This window comes from Agromyces sp. Marseille-P2726, from assembly GCF_902809835.1.
GTDB lineage: Bacteria > Actinomycetota > Actinomycetes > Actinomycetales > Microbacteriaceae > Agromyces.
This window is the reverse complement of record NZ_CADDWM010000014.1, coordinates 478,907-493,957: the sequence shown is the minus strand read 5'-3', so window position 1 is coordinate 493,957 and position 15,051 is coordinate 478,907. Positions and strand designations below refer to the sequence as shown.

General features: G+C 70.0%; 13 protein-coding genes. 3 read left to right on the top strand and 10 right to left on the bottom strand.

Annotation, left to right across the window (positions count from 1 at the left end; genetic code table 11):
* Nucleotides 1-4: 4 nt before the first annotated feature.
* The gene (gene sucC / locus HUS56_RS11880) at nt 5-1,171 is read right to left on the bottom strand and encodes an ADP-forming succinate--CoA ligase subunit beta (RefSeq protein WP_173923623.1); all 1,167 of its coding nucleotides are present in this window, start codon (nt 1,169-1,171) and stop codon (nt 5-7) included.
* Nucleotides 1,172-1,388: 217 nt separating this feature from the next.
* Here sucC and HUS56_RS11875 point away from each other — a divergent pair, with 217 nt between their 5' ends.
* Nucleotides 1,389-2,108, top strand: a complete 720-nt coding sequence (locus HUS56_RS11875) for a VIT family protein (RefSeq protein ID WP_173923622.1) — start codon at nt 1,389-1,391, stop codon at nt 2,106-2,108.
* Nucleotides 2,109-2,111: 3 nt separating this feature from the next.
* On the top strand, nt 2,112-2,927 hold the full coding sequence (locus tag HUS56_RS11870; RefSeq protein ID WP_173923621.1) for a DUF72 domain-containing protein: 816 nt from the start codon (nt 2,112-2,114) through the stop codon (nt 2,925-2,927).
* A gap of 40 nt (nt 2,928-2,967) precedes the next feature.
* Here HUS56_RS11870 and HUS56_RS11865 read toward each other — a convergent pair whose 3' ends face one another.
* On the bottom strand, nt 2,968-5,433 hold the full coding sequence (locus tag HUS56_RS11865) for an ATP-dependent helicase (RefSeq protein WP_173923620.1): 2,466 nt from the start codon (nt 5,431-5,433) through the stop codon (nt 2,968-2,970).
* 59 nt (nt 5,434-5,492) lie between these two features.
* A complete protein-coding gene (locus HUS56_RS11860; protein ID WP_173923619.1) occupies nt 5,493-6,560 on the bottom strand; it encodes a glycerophosphodiester phosphodiesterase family protein in 1,068 nt (355 codons plus the stop codon).
* 156 nt (nt 6,561-6,716) lie between these two features.
* Here HUS56_RS11860 and HUS56_RS11855 point away from each other — a divergent pair, with 156 nt between their 5' ends.
* A complete protein-coding gene (locus HUS56_RS11855) occupies nt 6,717-7,529 on the top strand; it encodes a Bax inhibitor-1/YccA family protein (RefSeq protein WP_173923618.1) in 813 nt (270 codons plus the stop codon).
* Between the two features lie 210 nt (nt 7,530-7,739).
* Here the strand turns inward: HUS56_RS11855 and HUS56_RS11850 are convergent, their stop codons facing one another.
* From HUS56_RS11850 to HUS56_RS11820, 7 genes are all read right to left on the bottom strand, one after another.
* Nucleotides 7,740-8,588, bottom strand: a complete 849-nt coding sequence (locus HUS56_RS11850; protein ID WP_173923617.1) for a hypothetical protein — start codon at nt 8,586-8,588, stop codon at nt 7,740-7,742.
* A 232-nt stretch (nt 8,589-8,820) separates the two neighbouring features.
* Nucleotides 8,821-10,419, bottom strand: a complete 1,599-nt coding sequence (guaA, locus tag HUS56_RS11845) for a glutamine-hydrolyzing GMP synthase (RefSeq protein ID WP_305792492.1) — start codon at nt 10,417-10,419, stop codon at nt 8,821-8,823.
* Nucleotides 10,420-10,478: 59 nt separating this feature from the next.
* Nucleotides 10,479-10,934: a DUF3817 domain-containing protein gene (locus HUS56_RS11840; protein WP_173923616.1), complete on the bottom strand. Its 456-nt coding sequence runs from the start codon at nt 10,932-10,934 to the stop codon at nt 10,479-10,481.
* 41 nt (nt 10,935-10,975) lie between these two features.
* Nucleotides 10,976-11,893 carry a S1C family serine protease gene (locus tag HUS56_RS11835; protein ID WP_371808310.1) on the bottom strand — a complete coding sequence of 306 codons (918 nt, stop codon included), beginning with the start codon at nt 11,891-11,893 and terminating at the stop codon, nt 10,976-10,978.
* Between the two features lie 74 nt (nt 11,894-11,967).
* A complete protein-coding gene (locus HUS56_RS11830; protein WP_173923614.1) occupies nt 11,968-12,747 on the bottom strand; it encodes an SURF1 family protein in 780 nt (259 codons plus the stop codon).
* Nucleotides 12,747-13,259 (bottom strand): cation:proton antiporter regulatory subunit, encoded by a 513-nt coding sequence (locus HUS56_RS11825; protein WP_173923613.1) that lies wholly within the window; start codon nt 13,257-13,259, stop codon nt 12,747-12,749. The genes HUS56_RS11830 and HUS56_RS11825 overlap by 1 nt, the downstream gene beginning before the upstream one ends.
* 54 nt (nt 13,260-13,313) lie before the next feature.
* Nucleotides 13,314-15,044 carry a glycerol-3-phosphate dehydrogenase/oxidase gene (locus HUS56_RS11820; protein ID WP_173923612.1) on the bottom strand — a complete coding sequence of 577 codons (1,731 nt, stop codon included), beginning with the start codon at nt 15,042-15,044 and terminating at the stop codon, nt 13,314-13,316.
* Nucleotides 15,045-15,051: the final 7 nt, after the last annotated feature.

Sequence of the window (15,051 nt, the reverse complement as noted above, 5' to 3'; positions counted from 1 at the left end):
TTCTCTACGCGGCGTTCGCCAGCTCGGCGGCCTTGTCGGCGCCCTGGTCCATGTTCTCGGCGAGGGTCACGAGCGGGTGCGCCGCCTCCTCGAGGATTCGGCGGCCCTCTTCGACCTTGTTGCCGTCGAGCCGCACGACGAGGGGCTTGTTCGCCTCCTTGCCGAGCTCGGCGAGCGCGCCCACGATGCCCTTCGCGACCTCGTCGCACGCGGTGATGCCGCCGAAGACGTTGACGAAGACCGATTCCACCTGCGGGTCGCCCAGGATGATCGACAGCCCATTGGCCATGACCTCGGCCGAGGCGCCACCGCCGATGTCGAGGAAGTTCGCGGGCTTCACACCGCCGTGGTTCTCGCCGGCGTAGGCCACGACGTCGAGGGTCGACATGACGAGGCCCGCGCCGTTGCCGATGATGCCGACCTGGCCGTCGAGCTTCACGTAGTTGAGGTCGAGCTCCTTGGCCTTCGCCTCGAGCGGGTCGGCCGCGGCCTTGTCCTCGAGGAGGGCGTGCCCGGCGTGACGGAACTCGGCGTTCTCGTCGAGGGTGACCTTGCCGTCGAGCGCGATGATCTCGCCGTCTTCGGAGAGGATGAGCGGGTTGACCTCGACGAGCGTCGCGTCCTCGGACTTGTAGACGTCGTAGAGCTTCACGAAGACGTCGGCGACCTTGTCGACGAGCTCGGCCGGGAAGTTCGCGGCCTCCGCGATCTCGCGGGCCTTGTCGGGCGTGATGCCGTCGATCGGGTCGACCTCGATGCGCGCGAGCGCCTCGGGCTTCTCGACGGCGAGCTGCTCGATCTCCATGCCGCCCTCGACGCTCGTGAGCGAGAGGTACGAGCGGTTCGCGCGGTCGAGCAGCACCGAGAAGTAGAACTCCTGGGCGATGCGGGCACCACCGGCGACCATGACCCGCTTGACGACGTGGCCCTTGATGTCGAGGCCCAGGATGTCGCGGGCCGCCGCCTCGGCCTCGTCGGGGTTCTTCGCGACCTTGACGCCGCCGGCCTTGCCGCGGCCGCCGGTCTTCACCTGCGCCTTGACCACGACGACGCCGCCGAGCTGCTCGGCCGCGGCGCGGACCTCTTCGGGGGTGTCGGCCACGATGCCCGGAAGCACCGGAACCCCGTAGCGCTCGAACAGGTCTTTGGCCTGGTACTCGTAAAGATCCACGCTCTACTTCCAATCGGTCCGCACGCGCGATCGCGCACAGGGCTGGTGGGTGAGGCCCGGCCTGTCGTGCGAACGCCGACTCTCTCGATGTCGAGACATGCGGGCCGACGACCATCGTACTCCCCCTCATCCACCCCTCCGAGCCGGCCGCGTCACACGGGCAAGGCCCAGCCTCACCATGCTGGTGAACGCTCGGGAGCGGTGCGACACTGGCCAGATGACCGCCACCGGAGAACCGATCCACCGCGCGGACCCGCATGCCGTCTCGGTGCACTCGAAGCTCAACTGGCTTCGCGCGGGCGTGCTCGGCGCGAATGACGGCATCGTCTCGGTGGCGGCCCTGGTGGTCGGCGTCGCTGCTGCGACGACGGATGTCGCGGCCATCCTGATCGCCGGTGTCGCGTCGGTGCTGGCGGGTGCGACCTCGATGGGGCTCGGCGAGTACGTCTCGGTGTCGACCCAGCGCGACACCGAGCGCGCGCTCATCGCGAAGGAGCGTCGGGAGCTCGACACGATGCCGCAGCATGAGCTGGAGGAACTCGAGCAGCTGTACCGCGAGAAGGGCCTGTCGCGCGAGACCGCCCGGGTCGTCGCACGCGAGCTCACCGAGCACGACGCCCTCGCCGCGCACCTCGAGGCGGAGCTGCACATCAACCAGGACGACGTCGTCAGCCCCTGGCACGCGGCCGGGGCATCCGCCCTCTCGTTCCTCATCGGCGCGGTGCTCCCGATGCTCGCCATCCTGCTGCCGCCTCCCGAGTGGCGGATCCCGACGACCTTCGTCGCGGTGATCGTCGCGCTCGCCGTCACGGGCTGGACGAGCGCCTGGATCGGCGGTGCTCCCCGGACACGAGCCGTGCTCCGCGTCACCATCGGCGGGGCCCTCGCACTCGCGGCGACCTGGGCCATCGGAGCGCTGCTCGGCGTGGCCGTCTGATCCATGGCCGAGGCGCGGATCGGCATCTCGGGCTGGCTGTACCGGCCCTGGCGCGGCGTCTTCTATCCGAAGGGCCTGCGCCAGGCCGACGAGCTGGCGTACGCGGCGGAACGGCTGACCTCGATCGAGGTGAACGGCTCCTTCTACTCGCTGCAGCGGCCCTCGAACTGGGCGCGGTGGCGCGACACGTCGCCCGCCGGCTTCGTGTACGCGGTGAAGGGTCCGCGCTTCGTCACGCACATCAAGCGACTCGGCGACATCGACGCGCCGCTCGCGAACTTCTTCGCGTCGGGCGTGCTCGACCTCGGCGCGAAGCTGGGGCCCATCCTGTGGCAGCTCCCGCCGACGCTCCAGTTCGACGAGGGGCTGCTCGACGCGTTCCTCCATCGGCTGCCGCGATCGCGAGCGGATGCCGCGGCGCTGGCGTCCCGGCACGACGAGCGGATGGAGGGGCGATCGTCGTTCTCGGTGGGAGTCGACGCGCCCCTCCGGCACGCGGTCGAGGTGCGGCATCCGAGCTTCGAGACGGACGCCTGGCGCCGGATGCTCGAGCGCCACCGCGCGGCATCCGTCACCGCCGACACCGCGGGCAAGTACCCGCGCATCGACTGGACCACGGCGGACTTCGCGTACGCGCGCCTGCACGGCGAGGAGGAGCTGTACGCCTCGGGCTACGACGACCCGTCGCTCGACCGCTGGGCGGCGTGGTGCCGCGCGCACCTCGACGACGGCCGCGACGTGTACGTGTACTTCGACAACGACATCAAGGTGCGGGCGCCGTTCGACGCCATGGCGCTCATCGCGCGACTCTCCACCTGAGCCCGACGGCGACCCCCGCCTCAGGTCACGGCGACCGGCGCTACAGCTTCTCGATCGGCGCGATCTTGATGAGGAGCTTCTTCTGCCCCGACGTCTCGAAGTTCACATGCGCGACGCGCTTCGTTCCCTCGCCGGTGACCTGCGTGACGCGGCCCTCGCCGAAGTCGACGTGGCGGATGCGGTCGCCGGCCTCGAGGGTGAGATCGCCGTTGTCGCGCACGGTGCCCGTGACCCGGTTGGCCCATTCCGTCTTCGGCTTCTGCGACTTCGTGACGCTGAACCGATCGAGGTCGCGGTCGCGCGTGCCCCACACCCCGCCCTGCCCGGGGCCGCGACGTGCGTTGAGCGCGCGCGGCTGCGTGCCGCCCCGGGAGGTCGCCATGCCCGGGGACTGACGCCAGTCGACGAGGTGCTCGGGGATCTCCTGCAGGTACCTCGAGGGCATCGCCACGGCGACCTCGCCGAACTGCGCCCGGCTCATGGCGAGCGAGAGGTACAGGCGCTTGCGTGCCCGCGTGATGCCGACGTAGAAGAGGCGACGCTCCTCGGCCGGGCCGCCCGGCTCGGTCGCCGACATCTGGTGGGGAAGCAGGCCCTCTTCGAGGCCGGTCAGGAACACGGCGTGGTACTCGAGTCCCTTCGCCGTGTGGAGGGTCATGAGCGACACCGTTCCGGACGCGTCGTCGATCTCGTCGGCGGCCGCGACGAGCGACACCTGGGTGAGGAAGTCGACCAGCGTCGCACCCGGGTTCTCGCGGTCGAAGTCGCGGGTCTGGGCGACGAGCTCCTCGACGTTCTCAGCGCGAGTCTCGTCTTGCGGGTCGCGGCTGGCGCGGAGCGCGGCCAGCAGGCCGGAGCGTTCGACGAGGAACACGAGCACGTCGGAGACCTTCGCCGCCCCCTCGGTGGTACCGGCGGCCACGGCATCGGCGGTCGGCACGAGCATGGCCGCGGCCTCGTCGAGCACCTTCGCGAGCCCAGTGATGGCGCCGGTGACCTTGGGCCCCAGCCCCAACGCGTCGGCGTTGCGCATGGCCTCCCGGAACGAGATGCCGTTCTGCTCGGCGAAGCTCGCGAGCGCGGTCTCGGTCGCCGGGCCGATGCCGCGCTTGGGGGTGTTCAGGATGCGCCGCAGCGCGAGCTCGTCGAGGGGGTTGGCAACCGCGGTGAGGTAGGCCATCGCGTCCTTGATCTCGGCGCGCTCGTAGAACTTGGTGCCTCCGACGACGCGGTACGGCAGCGCGGACCGCACGAAGATCTCTTCGAGCGCACGGGTCTGCGCGTTGGTGCGGTAGAACACGGCGATGTCGCGGTACGCGACACCCGAGCGGTGCAGGGCCTCGATCTCGTCGGCGACGAACTGGGCCTCGTCGTGGGCGGTGTACCCGGTGTAGCCCGTGATCTTCTCGCCGTCGCCGACCGCGGTCCACAGCTTCTTGTCTTTGCGGTCGAAGTTGTGCGAGATGACGGCGTTCGCTGCGCTCAGGATGTTCTGCGTCGAGCGGTAGTTCTGCTCGAGGAGCACGACCTTCGCGCCGGGGAAGTCGCGCTCGAACTCCACGATGTTGCGGATGTCGGCGCCGCGGAAGGCGTAGATCGACTGGTCGGAGTCGCCGACGACGGTGAGGCTGGCCCCGGGGATGCCGCCCGTGGCATCCGTCATCGCCTGCACGTTCACGCCGTGCTGCCCCATCTCGGCGACTCGGTCGGCCGGGATCGGTCGCGTGAGCTCGCGGATGAGCGCGTACTGGGCATGATTCGTGTCTTGGTACTCGTCGACGAGGATGTGCCGGAACCGCCGCTGGTAGAGCGAGGCCACCCTCGGGAACGCGCGGAAGAGGTAGACCGTCTCGGAGATGAGATCGTCGAAGTCGAGGGCGCTCGCCTCGCGCAGGCGCCGCGTGTACTGCCGGAAGATCTCGAGGAACATGACCTCTTGCGGGTCGTTCGTGTTGGCGTTGCGCGCGTACGACTCGACATCGGCGAGCTCGTTCTTCAGCTTCGAGATCTTCGCCTGGGCGCTCGCGGGCGTGAAGCCGAGGGTGTCGGCGTCGAGCTCCTTGATGATGCGCTTCAGGATGGTGCGCTGATCGGCCGAGTCGTAGATGGTGAACGTCGAGCTCAACCCGAGCGCCTGCGCTTCGCGTCGAAGGATTCGAACGCAGGCGGAGTGGAAGGTCGAGATCCACATCCCGCTCGCGCTGTCGCCGAGCAGCGCCTCGACGCGCTCGCGCATCTCGGCGGCCGCCTTGTTCGTGAACGTGATCGCGAGGATCTGGCTCGGCCATGCCTCGCGACTCTCGATGAGGCTCGCGATGCGGTGGGTGAGCACGCGGGTCTTGCCCGACCCGGCGCCGGCGACGATGAGCAGGGCCTGGCCGCGGTACTCGACGGCCTCGCGCTGCTCGGGATTCAGCCCGTCGGTGAGGCGGGAGCCGGTCGCGGATGCTGCGGGCGGCGCCTCGCGCCAGCCGGTCGGCTCGTCGGGGTCGAGGATCAGCGTCATGTCCTCACAAGTCTAGGCGCGGCATCCGACACCCCGCCCGGCCCCGAACGGCGGCGGCTTCACGAGCGGGCGGATGCCGCGGCGCGCGCCTCCAGCCCGAGATCGGGATGATCCACGAAGATGCCGTCGACGCCCGTCGAGATCACCCGCTCGAACTCGCCGAGCCAGTCGCCGAACGCGGCCCGGGCGGTGCCGCGGCGGAACGCGGGCGACAGGAATCGGTTCTCGGGGCGGAGCGTCCACGCGAAGACGCGCAGGCCGGCGGAGTGGGCGGCGTCGACCAGCTCGGAGCCCTCGAGGGGCCTCTGCTGCCGGGCACTGCCCCTGCTCCCCGAAGCGACGCCCTCGGCGGAGGGCAGCAGCCTGGCCTTGTCCACGCTCACGCCGTCGACGCGACCCGCCAGCCGCAGCAGGCCCGCCTCCGTCACGAACTCGTCGAATCTCGGTGCCGCGCGCCCGTGCTCGAGCACGAGGTCGGCGGGCGACCCGGTCGCCTCGATGAGGAAGACCCGAGCCCCATGGATGCCGCGACCGCCCAGCCGGTCGAGCACGTCGAGCTCGAACGCCTCCATGACGAGGCGCGAGTCCCCGCGCCCCCAGCCGGCGTCGTCGAGCTCCGCGGCGAACAGCTCGTCCAGGGGCAGCCCCAGCGAGGCGAAGTGCGTCGCGTGCTTGAACTCGGCGACCATGCCGATGCGTCGGCGCTGCTCGTCGGCCGCGGTGTCGATGAGCTCGAACAGGTCGCGCAGGCGCAGGATCGGGTAGCGTCCGTCGAAGCTCATGCTGGCCTGCCGCAGTGCGCCGAGCCGTTCCCGCGCACGGAGGGTCGACAGCTCGGCCCAGGTGAAGTCCTCGGTGAACCAACCGGTCAGGAGTCGGCCGTCGATGCGGCGCGTCGTGCGCCGCGAGGCGAACTCGGGGCGGCTCGCGACATCCGTCGTGCCTGAGATCTCGTTCTCGTGCCGCAGCACCAGCACGCCGTCGCGCGTGGCCACGATGTCGGGCTCGACCGCCTCGGCGCCGAGCGCGAACGCCAGCTCGTACGCCGAGCGGGTGTGCTCGGGTCGATAGCCCGGCGCGCCGCGATGCCCGATCACGAGCGGACGCGAGCCGATGTCGTGCTGCATGGGCCAAGCGTAGTGACGGGCCGCCGGCATCCTCGGGAATGAGGCGAGAACTCGCGGTGTTCCCACTGGTGAGTCCGGTAAGTTGGAACAACGAGCGGATGCATCGTCCGCGCGATTCCCCCTCTCACCGACGACAGCCGAAAGAGGAATCACAGCATGGCTCTCGACAACCCCGCATTCAAGCGGAACCCCGCCTTCTCGTCGCAGGGTGCCGTCGCCGCCGCCCAAGACGTCTCGGCGCAGCAGCTCCAGGAGATGTACGACCAGCCCGCGACGCTGCCCGACCGCGAGGTCATGACGTACGACGACGCGCTGCAGAAGTCCGCCGTCTCGTTCGGCCTGCTGCTGGTCGGCGCGGCGATCGGCTGGTTCGCCGCCGCTCCGCTGCCGTTCCTGTGGATCGGTGCCGGCATCGTCGGCTTCGTGCTCGCGCTCGTGAACATCTTCAAGAAGGAGCCGTCGCCGGCCCTCGTGCTCGCCTACGCCGGGGTCCAGGGTGTCTTCGTCGGCGGCATCTCGGCGTGGTACGAGATGGCCTTCGGCGGCGGAATCGTCGCCCAGGCGGTCATCGCCACGCTCGTCGTGGTCGGCGTCACCCTCGCGCTCTTCGCCTCGGGCAAGATCCGCGCATCGAAGAAGGCCACGAAGATCTTCCTCATCGCGATGGTCGGCTACCTGGTGTTCTCGCTCGTGAACTTCGGCCTCATCCTGTTCGGCGCGACCGACGACCCGTGGGGTCTCCGCGGCGCCGACATCTTCGGCATCCCGCTGGGCCTGATCATCGGCGTGTTCGTCGTCATCATGGCCGCGTACTCGCTCGTGCTCGACTTCGACTTCATCCAGCAGGGCGTGCGCAACCGCGCCCCGAAGAAGTACTCGTGGACCGGCGCCTTCGGCATCATGGTGACCGTCATCTGGCTGTACCTCGAGATCCTGCGGATGCTCGCGATCATGCAGTCCAGCGACTGACGTCCGCAGCGTCTCCTCTCACGTGAACGGCCGCCCGCGGGCGGCCGTTCCGCATTTCCGTCGACGGATGCCGCGAGCCGAGCCCCCGAGACGGTGGCTCCAGCGGCGCCGGCGGAGGCGGCGGAATCCCACTCGCGCGGCCGAATCCTCACCAGACGTATTCCGCCGCAAGGGGAGGATTCCACCATGACGAGCACACGCGGCTCGTCCTCAGCCGCCGTGCGACGACCGTCTCGCGTCTCCGTTCGAAGCAGCGACGCCAGGCGACGGAGTAGCACCACGCTGGATCGGCTCGGCGCTCGGTCGCCCCTGAAGAGCCATCGCCCGCATCGCGGCCAGCAGGACTGCTGCGCCCCACACCAACACGAGCACGCTCCAGTGGGCCGACGCGGTCGCCACCGGGTACGACTGCGAGACCGCCATCGCCGCACCGATGCAGGTCGCCGTCAGCGCCGTGGCCACCGCCGCGAGCGTGCGCAGGCGGCCCACCGAGGCCGCGAGCACGGCTCCGGCGGGGACCAGCACGCCGGCCGCGACGTGAATCGGCCAATGGTCGATCCCGAGCGTGATGTCCGACGGCGACTGGTCCGCCAATGTCGCCGCGTCTCGCACGAAGATGCCCCAGAGCGGGATCCCGGCAACGGCGAGCACCGCGAACGGAACATCCAGCCCGGGTCGCCAGTGCACGCCGGGGCCGAACTCACCGCCACGCATGCCGACGATGCCGGGGATCGCGATGCCGCCGCCGGTCACCGCAACTGCCGCCGCGAGCCAGAGTCCACTCGTCTCGCCGGTCAAGAGCGACCCGATGCACAGGGCGATCACCACGAGCGCGGACATGACAACGAGGTCGGCCCAGCGGACCGGCCGAACCGCGACCACCACGAACGGCATCGCCACGAAGAAGGTGACCACCGCACCCCAACTTGCCTCGAGCGGAAGGAGCGGCAGGAATTCGACATCCCAGGTCAGCATCACGGACAGGTCGACGATGCCGTACCCGAGCGCCAACCAGATGAACCCGAGCAGTATCGCGAGCACTCGGATGACCCCTGTCACGATCTCTCACCGTCCTCCCGACTCCACGGAGGCATCGGTGACCCCGGACGAATGCGGCGTGCGCACGGACAGTGCAGACGCTCCGGATCCAGGACGGTGAGCCTCGAGATCTCAAACCCGCGAACAAATCCTGTCAGACATCGCGGAGGCTTGCGTCAGTCTTCGTCGAGTACCGCACGAGAGGCGAAGCAGAACCACCATCCGCGGGCGACTGGAGTGATGACGAACCCGCCTACTCCCACTCGATGGTGCCGGGCGGCTTCGACGTGACGTCGAGCACGACCCGGTTCACCTCGCGCACCTCGTTCGTGATGCGGTTCGAGATACGCGCGAGCACGTCGTACGGCAGGCGCGTCCAGTCGGCCGTCATGGCGTCCTCCGACGACACCGGCCGCAGCACGATCGGGTGCCCGTACGTGCGCCCGTCGCCCTGCACACCCACCGATCGCACGTCGGCGAGCAGCACGACCGGACACTGCCAGATCTGCTCGTCGAGTCCGGCCGCGGTCAGCTCGGCGCGCGCGATGGCGTCGGCTTCGCGCAGCACCTCGAGGCGGTCGCGCGTCACCTCACCGACGATTCGGATGCCGAGCCCGGGTCCGGGGAACGGCTGCCGGCCGACGATCGCCTCGGGCAGCCCGAGCTCGCGACCGATGGCGCGCACCTCGTCCTTGAAGAGCGTGCGCAGCGGCTCGACGAGCTCGAACTGCAGGTCTTCGGGCAGGCCGCCGACATTGTGGTGGCTCTTGATGTTCGCGGTGCCGGTGCCGCCCCCCGATTCGACGACGTCGGGATAGAGCGTGCCCTGCACGAGGAAGCGGATCGGCTGCCCGTCGGCGGATGCCTCGGCGACGAGGTCGCGCTCGGCGCGCTCGAAGGCGCGGATGAACTCGCGCCCGATGATCTTGCGCTTCTCCTCGGGATCGGTCACCCCGGCGAGGGCGTCGAGGAAGGTGTCGACCGCATCAACGGTCACGAGCCGGATACCGGTCGCCGCGACGTAGTCCTCCTCGACCTGGCGACGCTCGTCCTTGCGCAGCAGGCCGTGGTCGACGAACACGCACACGAGCTGGTCGCCGACGGCCTCGTGCACGAGCGCGGCGGCGACGGCCGAGTCGACACCACCCGACAGGCCCGCGATGACGCGCGCCGAGCCGACCTGCTCGCGGATGCGCGCCACCTGCTCGGCGATGACGTTGCCGGGGTTCCAGTCGGCGGGGATGCCCGCCGCCCGGTGCAGGAAGTTCTCGATGACGTCCTGTCCGTACGGCGAGTGCCTCACCTCGGGATGCCATTGCACGCCGTAGATGCCCTGCTCATCGCTGGCGAAGGCCGCGACCGGGGTGGTGGCGGTCGATGCCAACACCTCGAAGCCCTGCGGTGCGACCGCGACCGAGTCGCCGTGGCTCATCCACACGGTCTGGTGCTCGGGCTGGCCCCCGAGGAGGGCGTTCTCGTCGTCGGTGCGCACCGTGACCGCGGTCGAGCCGTACTCCCGGTGCCCGGTGTGCGCCACCTCGCCGCCCAGCTGCTGCGCCATCACCTGGAACCCGTAGCAGATGCCGAGGGTCGGCACGCCGAGCCGCAGGATGCCCTCGTCGAGTGCCGGCGCGCCCGGCTCGTACACCGACGACGGCCCGCCGGACAGCACGATGCCCACGGGGTTCTTCGCGCGCACCTCGTCAACGGTGATGGTGTGCGGCACGATCTCGGAATAGACGGATGCCTCGCGCACGCGTCGCGCGATGAGCTGCGCGTACTGCGCGCCGAAGTCGACGACGAGCACGGGGCGCTGCTCGGTCAGCTGCTCCTGCTCGGTGGACTGACCCAGCTCGGTGGACTGACCCAGCTCGGTGGACTGACCCAGATCGGTGGACTGACCCAGATCGCTCACGGCTGAGCCTCCGCTTCGGCCGGCCGAGCCACGTTCGCGACCTCGGCCTCGCGCCGCTCGAGGTAGGCGCGCACCTCGCGCGCGATCCGCACCTCGAGGAAGAACGACAGGAACGGGATGACCCCGCCGAGGGCGATGAGGATGAACCGGCCGAACGGCCAGCGCATCAGGCTCCAGAGACGGAAGTCGCTGAAGAGGTACACGACATAGAACCAGCCGTGCACGATCAGGATGCCGGTCGAGAGGTTCACCGCCGTGACCGTGTCGCTCGGGACGAAGGCGAGGAAGCCCTGCGGACCACCGAGCTCGAGTTCGAGGCCGAACGCGTACTTCATCAGCATCTCGGCGCAGAGCGCGAGCAGCAGTACGCCGGTGATGATCGAGGCGACCTGGTAGAAGCGGAGCGCCCCGCGAATGCGCGGCAGATCGGCGGGTTTCGGCTCGAGGGGCATGCGTCAAGTCTACGTGTCGGCGTGACGGCGAGGGCCCGCGTTCACGCATCGACGAGTTCGCGAGGCACCACGAACACGTCGACGAGCGCGCCATTGCGCCAGACGGTCATCTCGACCTGGCGGTCGATCGCATCCTCGACCATGAGCCGCTGGATCGACGTCGACGTGACCACGTCGTTGCCGTCGAGTGAGACCACGATGTCGCCGCGGTGGATCCCGGCGAGCTCCGCCGGACTGTCGCGTGCGACTCCCGCCACCTGCAGTCCGGTCGGGGATCCGATCCTCGCCGCCAGCTCGGGGGCGAGTTGCACCTTCGCGCCGACGATGCCGAGCCAGGCACGGCGCACGCGGCCGGAGCGCGTGAGCGTGGCGATGATGTCGCGCGTGGCTCGGTTGATGGGTACCGCGAGTCCGAGTCCGATCCCGGCGACGGCGGTGTTGACGCCCACCATCCGGCCCGCGCCGTCGGCGAGCACGCCGCCCGAGTTCCCGGGATTCAGCGCGGCATCCGTCTGGATCACCTCATCGATGACGCGGCCCGACGCGGTCGGCAGCGATCGGCCGAGGTTCGAGACGATGCCGGCGGTCACGCTGCCCGCGAGGCCCATCGGATTGCCGAGCGCCACGACGAGCTGCCCGACCCGAAGGCCGGCCGCGTCGCCGAACAGCACCGGCGGCGGCACCGGCCCCTGTGCCCGGAGGACGGCGAGGTCGGAGAGCACGTCGCGGCCGATCACGTCGACGCTCGCGGAGGTGCCGTCTCCGAACGTCGCCTCGGCCGATCGCGCTCCGGCGACGACGTGCGCGCTCGTCAGCAGCACTCCGTCGTCGGAGATGACGCTCGCACTGCCGGCGCCGCCACCACGTGACGAGCGCACCGCAAGGCTCGCGACACTCGGCAGCACCGTGCTCGCGACCCGCGTGACCACCGTCGAGTAGGCGTCGAGGGGATCCACCACATCGTCCACACCACGATCATGCGCCTGCCGCGCGTGCGTGCGGGCGGGGTTCGCCCCAGGCGGAACGGGTCCGGTCAGCCCTGCGGCGTTCCCGCCGTCTCGGCCTCCGCCTCGTCGCGCTCGCGCTCGACCGCATCACGCACGAGCCGGTACCACAGGAACACCGCGAACCCCGCGAACACGACCCACTCGACGGCGTAGAAGACGTTGAGCCAGTTGAGTTCCACCGATGCCTCGGGCGGTGGTGACGAGATGGCTTCGAGTCCCGCCGCGGGTTCGGTCGACGTGACGTATCCGAAGTACACGGGCCGATCGTCGAAGTCGGCCCAGACGTTGATGAGCTGCGCCACGGCGACCGTCTGCATGGCGAACGGATCGTCGCCCTCGCCGGGCAGCACCGGAGCCTCGCTCGGCAGGAAGCGCCCCACCACGTCGGTCTCGCCGCCCGCGCCGGCGTCGAAGCGGACGGCGGCCTCGCGTGCGGTGTCGGCGTCGCGCGCCCAGCCGAGGGCGACGGGCAGGCCGCCCGGTGCGGCATCCGAGACCTCGAAGTGGGCGACCACCCAGTACCCGGTCTCGCCCTCGTTCAGTCGGCCCTCGACGATGACCGTGTCACCCCGGACGAATGAACCGGCGACCTCGACCCGCTGCCCCGTGGCGGCCTGCGTGGTGAATCCGTCGGGTTGCGCGACCTCGCCGAGCGGCCGCACCTCCTCGGTCGGCCGTTCGTCGACCACCGCCTGCTCGATCGCCCGGTCGAGCTGCCACTGGCCGAGCAGGGCGAACCCGGCCGCAACGGCGAGGGCAAGCAGCAGCGCGAGCACCCACCGGGGGCGCAGCATCATCTTCAGCATCAGGCCCCGGGCTCTTCGGCTTCGGGACCCGGGTGACCAGCGGCACGGAACGCCTCGGCGATGCGGTCGGGCGCCCCCGCGGCGACGAGCATGTCGCCCGCCTGGATGCGGAAGCTGGGCGGGGGCGTCACCTGCACCTCGTCGCCACGCACCACCGCCACGACGGTGACCGCGGAATCGTTGAGCGCCTCGACCGAGCCGAGCTCGCGTCCGTCGATGCGGTCGCCGGGATCGACGGCGACCCAGCCGATCGGCACCCCGGGCATGGCGTCGAGGTCGGCGATCGATTCGGTGATGCGCGTTCCGCCGAGGAGCTCGGCGAGGGTGCGGGCCTCGTCGGGTTCGAGCCGTGCCGTCGTCGCCTTGGCCTCGTCGTCGTCGTCTTCGGGACGCACGATGAGGTCGCTCTGGCCGGTGCGCTGCACGACGACGGAGATCTCGCGGTTGTCGCGGGTCACGAAGGAGTGCAGGACACCGACTCCGGGCAGATCCACCCGGCGGACCTCGATCATGTGCGCGGACTCCTCGGTCTCGAGTGCGTCGCGGTCAAGTCTATCGGCCCCGGTTCAGTCGACCTTGACGATGTCGGGCGCCTCCAGCCGCGCCCGGTCGGCCGATTCGTCGTCGGGCTGCTCCTGCGATGCGCGCTCGGCGGCCACGCGCTGCAGGTACCGTTCGACCTCGAGCGCCTCGCGGTCGGCATCCCAGCCGAGCACACGGCCCATGAGCTTCGCCGCGACGGGTGCCGCGGAGACGCCTCGGTCCCACGCCTCGATCGAGATGCGCGTGCGACGGGCGAGCACGTCGTCGAGGTGCAGCGCTCCCTCGTGGGATGCCGCGTACACGACCTCGGCGGCGAGGTAGTCATCGGCGCCCGGGAGCGGCTCGCCGAGCTCGGGGTCCTCGCGGATCAGGGCGAGGAGCTCATCGGTCATGGTGCCGTAGCGGGTCAGGAGGTGCTCGATGCGCACCTTGTGCACGCCGAACGCGCGGGCGATCTTGCCGCGCTTGTTCCAGGCTGCCTGGTAGCCCTCGGCGCCGAGGAGCGGGATGTCCTGTGTGGTCGACGGGGGAACCTTGCCGTCGAGTGCGTCGGCGGCCGCGTCGATGGCGTCCTTCGCCATCACGCGGTAGGTCGTCCACTTGCCGCCGGCCACGACGACGAGTCCGGGCACCGTGTGCGCGACGATGTGCTCGCGTGACAGCTTCGAGGTCTGGTCGCTCTCACCCGCGAGCAGGGGCCGCAGTCCCGCGAACACGCCCTCGACGTCTTCGCGCGTGAGGGGCACGCGCATGACCGAGTTGACGTGCTCGAGCAGGTAGTCGATGTCGGCGGCGGTCGCGGCCGGATGCGCCTTGTCGAGGTTCCAGTCGGTGTCGGTGGTGCCGATGAGCCAGTGCCGCCCCCACGGGATGATGAAGAGCACGCTCTTCTCGGTGCGGAAGATCATGCCCATGGCCGACTGGATGCGATCGCGCGGCACCACGAGGTGGATGCCCTTCGAGGCACGCACCTTGAACGTGCCGCGCTCGCCCACCATGCGCTGGGTGTCGTCGGTCCAGACGCCGGTCGCGTTCACGACCTGCTTGGCCCGCACCTCGAAGTGCTCGTCGGTCTGCAGGTCGTGGGCCTTCACGCCGACCACCCGCTCGCCCACCTTCAGGAAGCCCTCGACCTTGACGCGGCTCGCGACGTGCGCACCGTAGAAGCTCGCGGTGCGCGCGAGGCTCGCGACGTACCTGGCGTCGTCGACCTGCGCGTCGTAGTACGTGGCGCCGCCGACGAGCGCGTCGGGCGAGAGCGACGGGATGGCCCGTAGCACCTGCCGCTTCGACAGGTGACGGTGGTGCGGCACGCCGGGCGGGCGGCCGCCCGTGTAGCTGAAGATGTCGTAGAGCAGCATGCCGGCGCCGATGTAGAGGCGCTCGAAGAACCGCTTCTTCAGGGGGTAGAGGAACCGCACGGGCTTCACGAGGTGCGGTGCGATGCGCTGGAGCAGCAGCCCTCGCTCGATGAGCGCCTCGCGCACGAGGCGGAAGTCGAGCTGTTCCAGGTACCGGATGCCGCCGTGCACGAGTTTCGAGGATCGGCTCGACGTGCCCGACGCCCAGTCGCGGGCCTCGAGCAGCCCGGTCGACAGGCCGCGCGTGACGGCATCGAGCGCGGCGCCGGTGCCGACGATGCCGCCGCCCACCACGACGATGTCGAGCTCCTTCTCCTTGAGACGAGCGATCGCGGCCGCTCGTTCCTCGGATCCGAGCTTCGTCGAACGCGTCACCGACCTCTGCTTGGCCATCGTCGTA